This window comes from Sphingomonas ginsenosidivorax (assembly GCF_007995065.1).
Lineage (GTDB): Bacteria > Pseudomonadota > Alphaproteobacteria > Sphingomonadales > Sphingomonadaceae > Sphingomonas > Sphingomonas ginsenosidivorax.
Map to the genome: position 1 here is coordinate 3,265,691 of NZ_VOQR01000001.1, position 15,445 is coordinate 3,281,135.

Consider the following 15,445-nt stretch of genomic DNA (forward strand, 5'->3'; position numbering starts at 1 on the left):
CGCGCGGCGCGCGGCGCTCCCGCGATCCGATCGAAACCCAGCACCAAAAAAAAAGGCCGCCCGTGAGGGCGGCCTTTTCCGTTTAGGCCCGAAGGATCAGAACTTCGCTTCGATCCCGGCGTACATGAACCGACCGACATTCTCGAAGATACCCTGCGCGCCGGTCGTGCCGGTGATGTCGTAGGGCGGCTGGCGGTCGAACACATTGTCCATGCCGGCATAGAAACGGAACTTGTCCGTGACGTCCGCGCCGACGCGGAGGTTGTGATAGGTCACGTCCGGGTAGAAGACGAACGGGAACGCGTCCGGGTTGTTCGCCGGGCGGCCCTGCACCGAGTTCTGCGTCTCGTACTGCGCCGCGACGGTCTGCTTGCCGATGTAGCGCATGTTGTAGTTGATATCGAACATCCCGAAATCGGCGTTCGCGGTGAACGATCCCGCCCATTCCGGATCGCCGACCTCGAACTTCTGCTGGTCGATGAAGCTCGGCGTGTTGATGTCGGTATAGTTGTCGCGGTTGATCAGGTAGCTGACGATGCCGCGCAGCGTGACCTTCGCCGGACCGATGTCGCGGCTGTAGCTCAGGTCCGCGTCGATGCCCGACGTCTTCTGCTTGGCGAAGTTGAACGGCCCCGACAGGAAGGACTGGCCGGTCGTCGGGAAGGCGATCTGTACGCCTGCGTGGGTGACGCCGGACTGCCCCGCAAAGGTGCCGTTCGGGTTGCGTGTCAGCGCCGCGCAATACTGGTTGTTGATGCCGCTCGGGCTGTCATAGCACTGGTTGATGATCGTTTGCGGCAGCAGCGAGAAGATCACGTTGGTGATCTTGATGTTGTAATAGTCGACCGACAGCGTCAGCCCGGGGACCATGCTCGGCTGGATGATGACGCCGCCGGTGAAGCTGTCCGCGGTCTCCTCGCGCAGGTTCGGGTTGCTGCCGTTCAGGCCGCTGATGCCCGCAGTCGGCACGTTGGTGAACGGCTCGGTGATGCCGTTGAACGTCTGCGTGGTCGGAACCCCCGCCGCGGCGCAGTTGGCGACGCGGTTCGGGTTGTTGCGGATGTTGGTCTGGCTGCACGGGTCGACGAGCCCGTTCAGGAAGGTCTGACTCGGTGCCGAGAACAGATCGCCCTGGGTCGGTGCGCGGACCGAGCGGGCGTAGCTGCCGCGCAGGCGGATGTCGCTGATCGGCGACCAGGTCAGCCCGCCATTGTACGAATAGACCGTGCCCGTCGCCCCGATGTTATAGTCCGAGATGCGCCCGGCGCCGGTGAGCGTCAGTTCCTGGAAGAACGGAACGTCCTTCAGCAGCGGGATGCGGACTTCGCCGTAGAGTTCCTTCACGACCTGCGCGGGCGGGTCGAAGACGGGAATCGCGTTGAGGAAGGTCGCCCCGCTGCGCGTCACCTCGTCGAACGCCGAATAGGCGGTCTCGCGGCGATATTCGCCACCGAGCGAGAAGCCGATCGGGCCGCCGGGCAGTTCGAACAGCTGCGACAGGTCGCCCGAGACGAAGGCGGTGACGTCGTACTGGTCGGCCTCTTCGCGGCGGGTGGAATTGACGACGAAATAGTTGAGCGCGGCCGCGCTCGGCGCGCCCTTGCCGAACAGGTTGACCGGAACGCACGCCGGATCGTCATTGGTGGTGCTCGCATCGGCGTTGACCCCGCAGACGATGGCGCCTGCCGCGTTGCGCACCGCATTCTGCGACCGGATGAACTTCTGGACGTTCACGTTGCCCGACGTCGCGTAGAACGTGTCCAGATGGCCGTAGTTGAACGCGAGTTCGTAGCGCCAGTCGGTGTTGAACGTGCCCTCGACGCCGCCGACGATGCGATAGGTCTCGCGGCGATGATTCTCGCCACGCGCGCCGAAATCGACGTTGATGCGCTGCGCGGTGAAGGTCGTCGCGCCGGGCGCGAGCGTCTGCGCGAGCACCGACTGCGCCTGCGCCGACAGGAACGGGTTGGTGACGCTGTAGCTGGCCGGCAGCGTACCCTGGAGGAAGGTCGGCTGCCCCTCCTGGATCGCGTTGACGCGGACATATTTGGCCTCGACGAACGGGCGGAAGGCATCCGAGACGTCGTAATGCGCCAGCACGTTCGCGGAATAGCGCTTGATCCCCGGCTGCAGCTGTCCGGTCAGGCGCTGCGACGAGCCGAGCCCGCCGATCGCGTTGCCCGAACCGAACGGACGGAAATCCTTCTCGACGACGTTGGGCACGAGGTTGCCGGTGTCGTCGAACACGAACACGCGCCCGAGCGCCGCGCCCGTGTTGCTGAACTCGCCGGTGCAGTTGAACGCGCGGCGCGCGGCGACGGCGGCATTGCCGGCGACCGCCGCCGGGCAGGCCGAGGTGATCGCGCCGCCTTCGGAAATCGCGATGTTGCGGACGCGCGAATAGAAGGTCGTGTCCGAGATGCCGTTGCCGGCGCCCGGCTCGTTGAGGACGTTCTCGCTCGCGTTGAACTGGCGGCGGCCGGTCGAGCCGTAGCGGCTGCGGTCGGTGAAGTAGAGCGCACCCGATTCGCTGTATTCCGCCGACCCGGCGATGTTGCCGCGGCCGTCGGCGAAGTTCGTGCCCGCGGTCAGGCTGCCGAAATAGGACGGGCGATCACCGCGCGGCGTGACGCCGCTCTGCGCACGCAACCGCAGCCCCTCATAGTCGCGCTTGAGCACGAAGTTGACCGCACCCGCGACGGCATCCGAGCCGTAGACGGCCGAGTTGCCACCGGTGACGACGTCGACGCGCTCGGTCAGGTCGACCGGGATCGTGTTGACGTCGACCGTGCTGTCGCCGGGCGACGTCGTCACGTGACGACGGCCGTTGACGAGGACCAGCGTGCGATTGACGCCCAGCCCGCGCAGATCAAGGATGTTGAGGCCGGCGGTGCCGATGAAGCGCGTCGAGTTCGAGGCGCTGTAGGTCGAGCGCATCGACGGCAGCTTGTTCAGCGTGTCGCCGAGCGAGACGTCGCCGGTCTGCGTCAGCTCCTGCAGGCTGAGCGACGTGATCGGCGACGGCGATTCGAGATTGGGACGCGCGATGCGCGAGCCGGTGACGACGATCGTGTCGTCAAGAGGTGCGGCGGCCGCCTCGGCAGCGACCTGCGTGCCGGTTTCCATCACCGTATCGTCCCGCGTCGAAGGCGCGGTCTGCGCCGACGCCACCGTCGGCAGCAGCAGGACCGAACCCGCGGCGAGGATCGTCGCCGACAGGAAACCATGGATCTTCATCGAATAATCACCCCAATTTTTGTACGTTATGTCGCACGTTGAAGCGGTGATATTTCGCGGAACGGGGCGCTTCCGCAAGCTTCGGTTAATGTCCGACGCGTCGATCACACCGTTTGCGATCCAATTGTGACAGATCTGTCACAATACGACATGCATGCTGACTCCGGGATGGTCACGGGCAAAGGGAGGCCGGCGCGAGGCGCCCGGCACGACAGGCATGCGGCAGCTCGCGGCGGAACGATGGTGTGGCGCTTCAAGAAAATGGTGCCCGGAGACGGGGTCGAACCGCCGACACTGCGATTTTCAGTCGCATGCTCTACCAACTGAGCTATCCGGGCATCGTCCGACCGGGGTCGGAACGTCGCCGGTCTTTCGACCGGAAGGGCGCGTTTAGTCGGCGTCCTCGTCGCTGTCCAGCCCAGTTGGAGAAATCGGTCGACCGGGGATGCGATAGCCCTCGCCGAGCCATTGCAGCAGGTCGCGGTCGCGGTGGCGGCTGGTGCAGAACGGGGTGGTGTCGGGCGCGGCGGGCTTGCCGCAGATCGGGCATTTGACGGGGGTCGAGGCGGGCATCAGGCACTCTCCAGGTCGTGGACGACGCCGGTGCGGCGCGCGAGTTCCGCCAGCCAGCCCGGTTGCGCCATCAGCCGGGCATGGACGGCGGCGGGCAGCGTGTGGCGGCGCGAGGCGGTGGGGGGCGTGCGTTCTAGGCTGCGCAGTGCCGCGCGGGCGGCGGCGCCGACCGGATCGGCGCGGAGCAGCTCGGGGAGCGAGGCGCGGGGCCTGGGGCGGACGATCTGCAGGAAGCCGAAGCCGTTCATCGATGTGCGCTCGAACGGCGGGGGCAGCGCGTCGTCGATCGCGGCGGCGACCGCCTGGCGCTGCGCCTTGCCCTGCAGCGTGGGAAAGTCGATGCCGATCGAGCCGCCAATGCCGTGGCGGCGGATCGCGGCGGCGACGTGCCGCGCCGCGGCGATGGCGAGCGCGTCGAGTGGGGGGCCGCCATCGACGTCGAACAAGGTCATCGCGGGCGTCGGCGACAGGCGCAGCGCGCCGGCGGGGAAGAGGATCTCGCCGGTCAGCGCCTCGTCGAGCAGTTCGGACAAGCCCGCGGCCTCGAGTGCGTCGGGTTCGTGGGGGCGCAGCGCGCGGACCGGGTGGCCGGTGGCGGCGAGGCGGGCGCGCAGGTCGGGTGCGGGGTGTAAGGGCGCGTCGGTGACGACGGCCTTGGCGAGTTTGGCGCGGCCGGCCTCCGGGAGGGCTTCGCGGACGATCTCGACGGTGAGCGCGGCGCCCTCGGTGATGCCGGGGGGGACGTGCAGGAGCGCTTCGCCGCCGTCCAGCGCGACGCGGCCGCGGCGGCCGGGGAGCAGGGCGACGAGGCGGGCCCGGGCAACGGTGCCGACGCGCAAGGCCCCCCCGTCCAGTTCGATCGCGGCTTCGATGATGCGGTCGTCATCGACCAGGGCCGCCCTGGCCTCGCCGATGCCGGCCTCGAACAGCCATTCAGGCAAGCGGGACGCCGGCGGTCTTGAGCAGCGCGCGGGTCTCGAACAGCGGCAGGCCGATGACGCCCGAATGCGAGCCCGACAGGAAGCGGACGAACGCCTCCGCCCTGCCCTGGATCGCGTAGCCGCCGGCTTTCCCCAGGCCTTCGCCACAGGCGACGTAGGCGTCGATCTCGTCCGGCGAGAGCGGCTTGAACGCGACGACGGTGTCGGCGATGCGGGTGCGGACCTTGCCGGTCGCGTCGATCACGCAGACCGCGCTCAGCGCATGGTGGCGGCGGCCCGACAGCTTCGCCAGCAGGTCGCGCTGGACCGCCTCGGTGTCGGCGGGCGGCAGGATGCGGCGGCCGAGCGCGATCGTGGTGTCGCCGGCGAGGACGATCTCGCCGTCTGCACGGTCCACCGCTTGCGCCTTTTCGACCGCGAGGCGCAGCGCATAGTCGCGCGGTGGCTCGGCTTTGCGCGGGGTCTCGTCGATGGCGGGCGCGGCGACGCGGGTCGGCACGACCCCGAGCCGGGCGAGCAGGTCGCGGCGGCGGGGCGAGGAGGAGGCCAGAACCAGCATGGGAGCCTCGATGTCCGGAATGCTTATTTGAAGCGGTAGGTGATGCGACCCTTGGTCAGGTCGTAGGGCGTGAGTTCGCACAGCACTTCGTCGCCGACGAGCACGCGGATGCGGTTCTTGCGCATCTTGCCGGCGGTGTGGCCGAGGATCTCATGGTCGTTTTCGAGCTGGACCCGGAACATCGCGTTGGGGAGCAATTCCACCACGCGGCCGCGCATCTCGAGCAGTTCTTCCTTGGCCAAACAAAACCTCTGATCTTTGGGGAATATCGAACGCGGGCCCTTAGCGGCAAAGCGGCGAAAAGGGAAGCGTTGCCCGGATATGGGGGGTGGAGGGGCGGGTTTCCAGCGGGGCGGAAGGTCACGAAGGGCATGCGCGAGAGGGTGGTTTTGCGGCGGCGGGGTGGTGCGAATGTTGTGAATGTTGAGACGTGGAGGGGGTTTTTCGCGGGTCTCAACTTTCGGCGGATGTCGCGCGATCGCGATCGCGAGAGGGATGTGGAGGTGTCAAAGAGCGAGTCGCGCAGGAACGTAGCGCGAACGGGGTTTGTAGGACACGAATTTGTGCGGCCTAGGCATCAAATGCGGCCTTTGCGCGTCCGGCCAGCCCGTCTTCGGGAAGCTGCCGGTTGGCAGTCGATCCGAGGCGGACGTTATACCGCGTGTTCATTTTGACGCTTGCCAGAGCGAGCGCGTCCAGAGTGCCTCCGCGCTTTTGGTACCGCTCCTTCATTAAGGCGCAGCCATAGTGTGACGTTCCCAATCGCGATCCAAGCCGTATCGTCACCCACGAAGTCAGCGAGGGGACGCATGCTGCCGACCGATAGTCTCAGTACGTCTTGGATCACCTTACCGTCAGCAAGTGACACGAGCGCTATCCTTGAACCGGCGTCAAACGTTGCTGGCGGCATAAGCAAGAGTGCGAACCGACCGCTTTTGCTGATGGCGAAAAGATCCTGTTGCCACCACGTCGTCGCAGTCGCGTTCAGCATCCATTCGATCGTACCGGTTTGGGCGTTACGCCGCTCCAGCAAAGGCCCGGTATGGGGCTCCGGGGGCGGTTGTATCCCACAATCGTGACACTGAATTCCTTTCGGCTGCAGATCGTGCAGAATCAAGATGGATTTGGTGTTGGGCGGGAGCTGAGTAGACGCCTTCCGGTTGCTTCCCTCAGGCGGAGTAGTTTGAAATGTGTGACTGCTCGGCCCGCACCTGACCTCAACGAGGCGCAGCGGTCCTGGCGGAATGGCTTTGACCGTGCCTGGCCGCCAAATATTGGCGCCGCAGCCGATCGCACGAACCCCGGGGAGCGGCTCCGCTACAGCCGCCTCGGGCATGACCGAATAGCAGATTTGCACGTTCGCTCCGACACAGCGGCCATTCGCCAAACTCACATATGAATTATGGCTGCCGGCATCTTTCGGTGTCTCCACGCCTGCTTCGATCAGGAACACCGCGCTTTTCCCACCGTGCATACCCGTGGGAATAGTGACACGACGGAGTACGACGTAGGTCACATGACCCAAGAACGAGTCGTCGCCATCCAAGGCGACATCGACCCCACGCGCGTGCCAGGCCTTTGCAAGACGCTGGAAATCAGCAGCGGAAGCGCGCCTGATCGCACCCGCCTTCAGTAGTTCGACCAAAGCCGGCGTAGCCGCTTCGAATGAAGTAAAGATGCGGTCACGCCCCTCCGGCAGATTTAAGGATGACGTCGTTTCTTGTGCTGCGCCCGCGATTGTTACGTACAGCATCGTCGCGGCTAGAAACAGCGGAGCCAGAAGTCCCATGCAGCATCTCCACCGCCCCATGCGGGAACTCCCGGCATGATGGCCTGTTTCGAGCTTGGCAGCTACCTTCTGAAATGGCGATGTTCGAAGAATTTCGTCGGGTGTTCCAGGTGATACTCGCCAGCGTTGCGCGGGCGTCGACCCACCCCCGACCCCTCCCTTTCAGGGAGGGGAGCTGAGAGGGCGGCAGCGCGCCTTCCTGCCTCGCGTCGTGGCGAAGCCGCGTCGTCGGACGGGGGCGATTGGGCGCCCCCGCCGGGGCACCCCGCAAAGTACTACTTTGCGGGGACCCCTCGGCCGGTCGCGCTTGCTGGGGCTTCGCCTCAGCCTGCGCTGGCAGCTAAGGCTGCCAGCAGCAGCAGCGCGACGATATTGGTGATCTTGATCATCGGGTTCACCGCGGGCCCCGCGGTGTCCTTGTACGGGTCGCCCACCGTGTCGCCGGTCACCGCGGCCTTGTGCGCCTCGGATCCCTTGCCGCCGTGATGGCCGTCCTCGATGTATTTCTTCGCATTGTCCCAGGCGCCGCCGCCGCTCGTCATCGAGATCGCGACGAACAGCCCCGAGACGATCACGCCCAGCAGCATCGCGCCAAGGCTGGCGAAGCCGCTCGCCTGGCCCGCCACCGCGGTGATGATGAAATAGACCGCAATCGGGCTGAGCACGGGGAGCAGGGACGGCACGATCATCTCGCGGATCGCGGCCTTGGTAACGAGGTCGACGGTGCGGCCGTAATTGGGGCGGCTGGTGCCGAGCATGATGCCGGGATTGTCGCGGAACTGCGCGCGGACCTCCTCGACCACCGCGCCCGCCGCCCGGCCGACCGCGGTCATGCCGAAGGCGCCGAAGAGGTAGGGGAGCAGCGCGCCGAGCAGCAGCCCGACGATGACGTAGGGGTTGGAGAGGCTGAAATCGACCGTCACGTCCGGGAAATAGGTGGCGAGGTCGGTGGTGTAGGCACCGAACAGCACGAGCGCGGCGAGCCCGGCCGAGCCGATCGCATAGCCCTTGGTCACCGCCTTGGTGGTGTTGCCGACCGCGTCCAGCGCGTCGGTGCGCTGGCGGACGTCGTCGGGCAGCCCCGCCATCTCGGCGATGCCGCCGGCATTGTCGGTGACCGGGCCATAGGCGTCGAGCGCGACGACCATCCCGGCCTGGGCGAGCATCGCGGTGGCGGCAAAGGCGATGCCGATGATCCCGGCGAGCTGGTAGGCGACGATCACCGCGACGACGATGACGAGGGTGGGCATCGCGGTCGATTCGAGGCTGATCGCGAGGCCCTGGATGACGTTGGTGCCGTGGCCGGTCTCGGATGCTTTCGCGATGCTCTGCACCGGGCGGTGGTTGGTGCCAGTGTAATATTCGGTGATCCAGACGAGCAACGCGGTGACGACGAGGCCGATCATCATGCTCCAGACCAGGTCCATGCCCGTAAAACTCTGCGTGAGCGAGGGCGTGGCCTGCGTCGTCAGGTCGTCGGTGGCGGGGTCGAGGAAGCCGGCGCCGCCGATCGTCGCGTTGAGGTCGCCGAGTACGTATTTGGTCGCGAGCCAGATGCCGGGGATCGAGAGGATCGCGGAGGTGAAGAAGCCCTTGTAGAGCGCGCCCATGATCGTGCCGCGCCCTAACCGGACCATGTAGGTGCCGATGATGCTGGTGACGATGCAGACGCCGCCGACGAGCAGGGGGAGGCTCATCAGGCGCATCAGCTCGGCGGGGCTCGCCTGGATCAGCAGCGCGATCGAGATCATCGTGACGCCCAGCGTGACGACATAGGTCTCGAACAGGTCGGCAGCCATGCCCGCGCAGTCGCCGACATTGTCGCCGACGTTATCGGCGATGACCGCGGGGTTGCGGGGGTCGTCCTCGGGGATGCCCGCCTCGACCTTGCCGACGAGGTCGGCGCCGACGTCGGCGGCCTTGGTGAAGATGCCGCCGCCGAGCCGCGCGAAGATCGAGATGAGTGACGCGCCGAACGCGAGCGCGGTGAGCGCCTCGACGATGATGCGGTCGTTGGGCGCGTGGCCCGCGGGGCCGGTGAGGTACCAGAAGAAGGACGCGATCGCGAGCAGGCCGAGGCCCGCCACGAGCATGCCGGTGACCGCGCCCGATCGGAACGCCATGGTGAGGCCGGCCTGGAGACTGGTGCGCGCGGCCTCCGCGGTGCGGACGTTGGCGCGCACCGAGATGTTCATGCCGACATAGCCGGCTACCCCCGACAGCACGGCGCCGATGACGAAGCCGATCGTCGAGGTGAGGCCGAGCGTGAACAGGAGGATCGCGGCGACGATGACGCCGACCACCGCGATCGTGGTGTACTGGCGGCCGAGATACGCCTTCGCGCCTTCCTGGATCGCGGCGGCGATGTCCTGCATCTTTTCGTTGCCGGGACTGGCGGCGAGGACCTGCCTGCTGGTGATGAAGCCGTACAAGACGGCGATGACGCCGCAGATGATGGACACGTACACGGTCGTCATAGGCCAGCAGTCCCTTTTTCAGTTTCCTCTCGTGCGCCCGCGCTTTGTCGGGTCGTGGGGGGAGCGTAACAGCCTGTACCGCCGACGCAAGTTATCGCGCGTGCGCGTAGCCGAGGCTGGCGGGGAGCGGGACGGCGACGTCGCCGCGGGTGAGCGTGAGGCCGGCGCCGGGGGCGAAACCGCCGATCCGGGTCGCGGGGAAGTCGCCGTCCGCAGGCGCTGCGAAGAGGAGCTCGTAATCGTCGCCCGCGGTCGCGGCGGCGAGCGCGTCGCCCGCGTGCGCACGGTAGGCGTGCGAGAGCGGCACGCGCGCGAGGTCGATCGTGACCGCGAGGCCGCTCGCCGCCGCCATCCGCTGCGCGTCGAGGAGCAGGCCGTCCGAGACGTCCATCATCGCGCGCGCGCGCGGCGCGATGATGCGGCCTTCGGCAAGGCGCGGCTGGGGGCGGCGATAGGCGGCGAGCAGCGCCGCCGGGCCGTCGGCGCCGAGCGCGATCGCTAGCCCGGCGCCGGCATCGCCGATCGTGCCGGTAACCCAGAGCGCGTCCCCTGCCCGCGCCCCGCTGCGTGGCGGCGCGGCGGCGTCGGTGCCGAACGCGGTGACGGTCAGGATGCGCGGCGCGGCGCACGGCAGCGTGACGGTGTCGCCGCCGAGCAGCGGGGTGTCGAACGTGGCGAGCGCCTCGGCCAGCCCGCGCAGGAAGCCAGCGTCGAAGGCATCGTCGCCGAGCGGATAGTTGAGCAGGATCCCCGCCGGCACCGCGCCCTTGGCGGCGAGATCGGACAGGTTGGTCGCGACCAGCTTCCACGCGACGTCCTCGGGCGCATCGGTAGGGAGGAAATGGACGCCCTCGACCAAGGTGTCGGTGGTGACGACATGCCCGCCGATGATCGCGGTGTCGTCGCGCAGGCCTTGCGCGCCGGGGTGGAGCGGGAAGGTGCGCAAACGGCCAAGGAAATCGTCTTCGGTCACGATCCGCGCTTACCCTGTACGGGGGGCGGTGTCCCCCTGTGTTCGGTTCTCCCGCGCAGGCGGGAGTCCAGGGTTACGGAGGACAGCGCTCGCGACTCCTGGGCTCCCGCGTTCGCGGGAGAACGGGGGGTCAGTCGTCCAGCTTCGCGCCGTCGAGCGTGCGGTCGCGCTTCGCAGCCTCCGCTTGCGCCGCGTCCTTCTCGGCCTTGGTGCGGCCGAAGGCCGCGCGGTTGGCGGTGGCGGTCGCTTCCGCGGTTGCGCGGGCCTTGGCCTTGCGGGCGCGGCGGAGGTTGACGATCTCCGCCATGCGCGATCAGCCGCGGACGTCCTTGGCGATCGCGTCGAGCAGGCCGTTGACGAAGCCCGATTCGCGCTTGTCGTAAAAGGCGTGCGCGACGTCGACATATTCGCTGATCACCGCGCCGACGGGGACGTCGTTGCGCGCGAGCAGTTCGTAGGTGCCGACGCGGAGGATCGCCTTCATCGGCTTGTCGAGGCGCGTGAGGCTCCAGCCCTTGGCGAGCTTGGCGGCGACGAGGCCGTCGATCTCGTCCGCGCGGGCGTGCGCGCCGCTGACCAGGTCGTCGAAGAAGTCGACATCGGCCTCGGCATATTCGACGTCCTCGATGGTGGCGCCGAGACGGTGCTGGTGGAATTCGTGGAGCAGCGCGGGGATGGCGGTGCCTTCCATCTCGTGCTGGTACATCGCCTGGACGGCGGCGAGTCGGGCGGCGGCGCGCGCCTTGGTGCGGGGGGCTGTGCGGGACATAAGCGGTTGCCCTTAGGCCTCGGGGCGGCGCGTGTCAGCCCTTGGTCTTTAGAAGGGGTGGTTCACGCTAAGCCGCTAAGACGCGAAGAGAAGGAGTTTGGTTCGCGCAGAGGCGCGGAGGACGCTGAGATGTCGCGTGCGGCGCAGCCGCTTTGGCTCAATCGGGGGTTGCGGGTGCCCCGTCCGAGATGGAAAGCCGCTGCGCGGCGGGTGCTACTCCTCCGCGCCTCCGCGTGAAACCCTTCTTCTCTTCGCGTCTTAGCGGCTTTCCGTGAGAACCCCTTCTTCCTCAGCGTCCTCTGCGCCTCTGCGCGAACCCGATCAGGTGTTGAGGCGAAGCCGGAGCGCGACCGAGCGGGCATGGGCCGGGAGCCCCTCCGCCTTGGCCAGGGCAACCGTCGCCGGGCCGAGTTCGCGCAGCGCATCCTCGTCGAGCTGCAGGAAGCTGGTGCGCTTCATGAAGTCGAGCACCGACAGGCCGCTGGCGAAGCGTGCGCGGCGGCCGGTCGGGAGGACGTGGTTGGGGCCCGCGACGTAATCGCCGATCGCCTCGGGCGTGTAGCGGCCGAGGAACACCGAGCCGGCGTGCCGGATGCGGTCGAAGAAGGCTTGCGGGTCGGGAATCGCGAGCTGGAGATGCTCGGGGGCGAGGCGATCGACCAGAGGCGCGGCGTCGGCGAGCGACTCGACGACGATGATCGCACCGTTGGCGTCCCACGCGACGCGCGCGACGGCTTCGGTCGCGAGCGTCGACAGCTGGCGGTCGACCGCGGCGGCGACCGCGTTTGCATAGGCGGCGTCGTCGGTGAACAGGATCGACTGGGTCGTGGTGTCGTGCTCGGCCTGGCTGAGCAGGTCGGCGGCAGTCCATTCGGGGTCGTTCTGCGCGTCGGCGACCACGACGATCTCGGACGGCCCAGCGACCATGTCGATGCCGACAACGCCGTAGAGCTGGCGCTTGGCCTCCGCGACCCAGGCGTTGCCGGGGCCGGTGATGACGTCGACCGGCGCGATCCGCCCTGCCCCGTATGCCAAAGCGGCGATGCCCTGCGCGCCGCCGACGCGCCAGATTTCGTCGATGCCGACGAGGTGCGCGGCGGCGAGGACGAGGTCGTTGATCGTGCCGTCGGGGGTCGGCGTGACCATCGCGAGGCGCTTCACGCCCGCGACCTTGGCGGGGATCGCGTTCATCAGCAGCGACGACGGGTAGGCCGCGCGCCCGCCGGGGACGTAGAGCCCGGCCGCGTCGACCGGGGTCCAGCGCGCGCCGAGGCGGACGCCCGCGGAATCGGTGTCGTCGGTGTCGAGCGGGCGCTGTTTCTCGTGATACGCCTTGATCCGCGCGGCGGCGAGTTCGAGCGCGGTGCGCAGGTCGGGGTCGAGCGCGGCGAACGCAGCGGCGCAGGTCTCGGGCGCGATCCGCCAGCCGGTGGCGTCGAGGTCGTGGCGGTCGAGCCGCTGCGTCAGGTCGCGCAAGGCCGGTTCGCCGCGGTCGCGGACGTCGGCGATGATCGCGGCGACGTCGCGGGTGACGTCGGAGGACGCTTCGCGGCGCGCGGCGACGAGGGTTTCGAAGGCGGACGCGAAGGACGCGTCAGTAGCGGTAAGGCGGATCACATTCCCCTCCCGCTTGCGGGAGGGGTTAGGGGAGGGCGTGTCATAGCTATACTCGCGACGCTGGGGGACAGGCCCTCCCCCAGCCCCTCCCGCAAGCGGGAGGGGAGGTCTGCGCCGCTCATGCCCCCGCCTCCACAGCGCGGCGGAACGCCTCGACCAGCGGGACCACCTGCGGGCGCGTCTTCATCGCGGCGCGGTTGACGATCAGGCGGCTGGTGACCTGCATGATCTCCTCGACCTCGACGAGCCCGTTCTCCTTGAGCGTACGGCCCGACGAGACGAGGTCGACGATCCGCGGCGCGAGGCCCAATGTCGGGGCGAGTTCCATCGCGCCGTTCAGCTTGACGCATTCCGCCTGGACGCCGCGCGCGGCGAAATGGGCCGCGGTGACGTGCGGATATTTGGTCGCGACGCGGACATGGCTCCAGCCGCGCGGATCGTCGTGCGCCGCCATCGCGACGGGCTCGGCGACCGACAGGCGGCAATGGCCGATGCCGAGATCGACGGGCGCGTAGAGTTCGGAATAGCCGAATTCGGCGATCACGTCGGAGCCGACGATGCCGAGCTGGGCGGCGCCGTGCGCGACGAAGGTCGCGACGTCGAACGCGCGGACGCGGATCAGCGAGATGCCGGGATCGTCGGTCTCGAAGCGCAGGAGCCGGCTGTCCTCGTCGGAGAACGCCGCCTCGGGCACGATGCCCGCGCGGGCGAGCAGCGGAAGGGCCTCGGCGAGGATGCGCCCCTTGGGGACGGCGATGATCAGGGGGGGAGGTTCGGACACGCGTGCGCTTTACGGGGCGCGTGGCGGGGGTGCAACGGCCTCCACGCCCCCGCCCCGTCACCCCAGCGAAGGCTGGGGTCTCCCCGGGGCGGGTGCTGTGACCCGAACCGGGAGATGCCAGCCTGCGCTGGCATGACGAGTGGTGGTGGTGTTACGTCAGCTCAGTAGAAGAAGCTGTTATAGACCTGGACGGTGCGGCCCGAGCGGGTATCGACCAGCACGACGTCGCGGCCGTAGCGGACCCAGCGCTGATAGCCATAGCCCGGGCGCGGCAGGCGATAGGTCTGGTAGTCGTTGATCCAGTAGTTGCGGCCGTAATATTCGGGCGCGAAGCGGTAGCCGACGCTTACCGGGCGATAGCGATAGCCGCGCGGGCCGACGTAATTGCCGCGGCGATAGACGTTCTGGTGCGTGCGGCGATAGTCGCGCCAATCCTCGCGGCGCTCCTGGCGATCCTCGCGCAGTTCGCGACGGGCGTCGCGGATGTCGCCGCGGTCGCCGTAGCGCTGCGCCTGGCGGAGGTCGCGGCGGCTCTCGCGGATCTCGCGGTTGTCGCGGCGGATTTCGCCCGCGCTCTGCGCCTGGGCAGCAACGGGGGTCAGGACGGTGGCGGCAAGTGCGGCCAGAATCATCTTGTGCATGACGGCTCTCCTTTATTCGACGCCGGGTTTAGCGGCATGGAGGCCTTATGGTTCCCGCGCGCTGAACGATTTCGGAATGGCGCGGTCAGGATTCCGACAGGTTGCGCCGCAGCGCCGCGAGGACGGCGGCCGGGTTCTGCCAGGGGACGAAATGCCCGGCATCGACGCGTTCGATCGTCAGATCGGGGACATGGTCGGCGAGCTGGTCGAGCTGGCAGGGCAGCAGCGCGGTGTCGCCGAGCCCCCAGATCGCGAGCACCGGCATCTGCGTCGGCGGGAACGGCGCGTCGAGAAAGGCGGGGCGGTCCGGCGCCGTATCGACCGCCGGCACGACGATCGCGCTGGCGCGGTACCAGTTGAGCATGCCGGTCAGCGCGCCGGGCTGCGCCCATTGGTCGAGGTACACGGGTTTCTCGTCGGCGATCCGGTCGGGCGCGATATGGGGGGCGAAGCTCGAGTCGAAGAAGGCGGAGAGGCCGATCTTGTCGACATGCGCCTCGAAACCCGGGTTGCGGAACGCGGTGATGTACTGGCTGGCGGCGCGCTGCGCGGGGTCGTCGTACAGGCTGCGCTGGAAGACGAGTGGGTGCGGCGCGTTGACGATGACGAGCCGCCCGATCCGGTCGGGATGCTTCAGCGCCGCCATCCACGCGACCGCGCCGCCCCAGTCGTGGCCGACCAGCGTGAAGCGCGCGAGGCCGAAATGGTCGGCGAGCGCGAGCAGGTCGGCGACGATCTTCTCCGGCGTGTATTCGGCGATGCCTTGGGGTTTCGACGACTTCGCATAGCCGCGCTGGTCGGGGGCGAGGACGAAATGGTCCTGCGCGAGATCGGGGACGATGTGCCGCCAGGTGCGGTGCGATTCGGGGAAGCCGTGGAGCAGGATGACCGGCGGGTGCGACGGGTTGCCGGCGACCTGGACGTCGAGGGTGACGCCGGTCGGAAGGGCGATGCTGTGGAGGTCGTCGGCCATGCTCTTCTCCCTCTGTTACGAGCCACTTCCCCGGCGAAGGCCGGGGCCCAGTTGGAAAGGTCCATGTAACGGAGCGTTGCCCGACGTCACGACCGTCCCCCAACTGGGCCCCGGC

Annotated in this window: 14 protein-coding genes and 1 tRNA gene; all 15 read right to left on the reverse strand. The window is 68.1% G+C overall.

Annotation, left to right across the window (positions count from 1 at the left end):
• Positions 1-96: 96 nt before the first annotated feature.
• The 15 genes from FSB78_RS14820 to FSB78_RS14890 all read right to left on the reverse strand — a co-directional run bounded on the left by FSB78_RS14820 (position 97) and on the right by FSB78_RS14890 (position 15,330).
• A complete protein-coding gene (locus FSB78_RS14820) occupies positions 97-3,237 on the reverse strand; it encodes a TonB-dependent receptor domain-containing protein (protein WP_147083351.1) in 3,141 nt (1,046 codons plus the stop codon).
• Positions 3,238-3,499: 262 nt separating this feature from the next.
• Positions 3,500-3,575, reverse strand: a tRNA-Phe gene (locus FSB78_RS14825).
• A gap of 52 nt (positions 3,576-3,627) precedes the next feature.
• Positions 3,628-3,810: a DNA gyrase inhibitor YacG gene (locus tag FSB78_RS14830; RefSeq protein WP_147083352.1), complete on the reverse strand. Its 183-nt coding sequence runs from the start codon at positions 3,808-3,810 to the stop codon at positions 3,628-3,630.
• Positions 3,810-4,751 carry a ribonuclease E/G gene (locus FSB78_RS14835; protein ID WP_147083353.1) on the reverse strand — a complete coding sequence of 314 codons (942 nt, stop codon included), beginning with the start codon at positions 4,749-4,751 and terminating at the stop codon, positions 3,810-3,812. Before FSB78_RS14835 ends, FSB78_RS14830 begins: the two co-directional genes overlap by 1 nt.
• Entirely contained in the window at positions 4,744-5,310 is a 567-nt protein-coding gene (locus FSB78_RS14840) for a Maf family protein (RefSeq protein ID WP_147083354.1), read from the reverse strand. Before FSB78_RS14840 ends, FSB78_RS14835 begins: the two co-directional genes overlap by 8 nt.
• A gap of 23 nt (positions 5,311-5,333) precedes the next feature.
• Complete coding sequence (gene infA / locus FSB78_RS14845; RefSeq protein ID WP_031441079.1) at positions 5,334-5,552, reverse strand: translation initiation factor IF-1; 219 nt, start codon at positions 5,550-5,552, stop codon at positions 5,334-5,336.
• Between the two features lie 410 nt (positions 5,553-5,962).
• The gene (locus tag FSB78_RS14850) at positions 5,963-7,099 is read right to left on the reverse strand and encodes a hypothetical protein (RefSeq protein WP_147083355.1); all 1,137 of its coding nucleotides are present in this window, start codon (positions 7,097-7,099) and stop codon (positions 5,963-5,965) included.
• 323 nt (positions 7,100-7,422) lie between these two features.
• Entirely contained in the window at positions 7,423-9,576 is a 2,154-nt protein-coding gene (locus FSB78_RS14855; RefSeq protein ID WP_147083356.1) for a sodium-translocating pyrophosphatase, read from the reverse strand.
• A 91-nt stretch (positions 9,577-9,667) separates the two neighbouring features.
• The gene (gene thiL, locus FSB78_RS14860; RefSeq protein WP_147083357.1) at positions 9,668-10,549 is read right to left on the reverse strand and encodes a thiamine-phosphate kinase; all 882 of its coding nucleotides are present in this window, start codon (positions 10,547-10,549) and stop codon (positions 9,668-9,670) included.
• 130 nt (positions 10,550-10,679) lie between these two features.
• A complete protein-coding gene (locus FSB78_RS14865; RefSeq protein WP_147083358.1) occupies positions 10,680-10,856 on the reverse strand; it encodes a DUF4169 family protein in 177 nt (58 codons plus the stop codon).
• Between the two features lie 6 nt (positions 10,857-10,862).
• Positions 10,863-11,318, reverse strand: coding sequence for a transcription antitermination factor NusB (gene nusB / locus FSB78_RS14870; RefSeq protein ID WP_147083359.1), 456 nt, complete (start codon positions 11,316-11,318; stop codon positions 10,863-10,865).
• Between the two features lie 321 nt (positions 11,319-11,639).
• Complete coding sequence (gene hisD / locus FSB78_RS14875; RefSeq protein ID WP_147083360.1) at positions 11,640-12,935, reverse strand: histidinol dehydrogenase; 1,296 nt, start codon at positions 12,933-12,935, stop codon at positions 11,640-11,642.
• A gap of 118 nt (positions 12,936-13,053) precedes the next feature.
• Positions 13,054-13,716 carry an ATP phosphoribosyltransferase gene (hisG, locus tag FSB78_RS14880; RefSeq protein WP_147083361.1) on the reverse strand — a complete coding sequence of 221 codons (663 nt, stop codon included), beginning with the start codon at positions 13,714-13,716 and terminating at the stop codon, positions 13,054-13,056.
• 161 nt (positions 13,717-13,877) lie between these two features.
• Positions 13,878-14,357, reverse strand: a complete 480-nt coding sequence (locus FSB78_RS14885; RefSeq protein WP_147083362.1) for an RcnB family protein — start codon at positions 14,355-14,357, stop codon at positions 13,878-13,880.
• Positions 14,358-14,442: 85 nt separating this feature from the next.
• A complete protein-coding gene (locus tag FSB78_RS14890) occupies positions 14,443-15,330 on the reverse strand; it encodes an alpha/beta fold hydrolase (protein WP_147083363.1) in 888 nt (295 codons plus the stop codon).
• Positions 15,331-15,445 lie beyond the last annotated feature (115 nt).

Coding starts and splice junctions, on each gene's coding strand:
- FSB78_RS14820 (WP_147083351.1), bottom strand. CDS start 3,237: ATGAAGATCCATGGTTTCCTGTCGGCGACGATCCTCGCCGCGGGTTCG.
- FSB78_RS14830 (WP_147083352.1), bottom strand. CDS start 3,810: ATGCCCGCCTCGACCCCCGTCAAATGCCCGATCTGCGGCAAGCCCGCC.
- FSB78_RS14840 (WP_147083354.1), bottom strand. CDS start 5,310: ATGCTGGTTCTGGCCTCCTCCTCGCCCCGCCGCCGCGACCTGCTCGCC.
- FSB78_RS14850 (WP_147083355.1), bottom strand. CDS start 7,099: ATGGGACTTCTGGCTCCGCTGTTTCTAGCCGCGACGATGCTGTACGTA.
- FSB78_RS14855 (WP_147083356.1), bottom strand. CDS start 9,576: ATGACGACCGTGTACGTGTCCATCATCTGCGGCGTCATCGCCGTCTTG.
- FSB78_RS14865 (WP_147083358.1), bottom strand. CDS start 10,856: ATGGCGGAGATCGTCAACCTCCGCCGCGCCCGCAAGGCCAAGGCCCGC.
- nusB (WP_147083359.1), bottom strand. CDS start 11,318: ATGTCCCGCACAGCCCCCCGCACCAAGGCGCGCGCCGCCGCCCGACTC.
- FSB78_RS14885 (WP_147083362.1), bottom strand. CDS start 14,357: ATGCACAAGATGATTCTGGCCGCACTTGCCGCCACCGTCCTGACCCCC.
- FSB78_RS14890 (WP_147083363.1), bottom strand. CDS start 15,330: ATGGCCGACGACCTCCACAGCATCGCCCTTCCGACCGGCGTCACCCTC.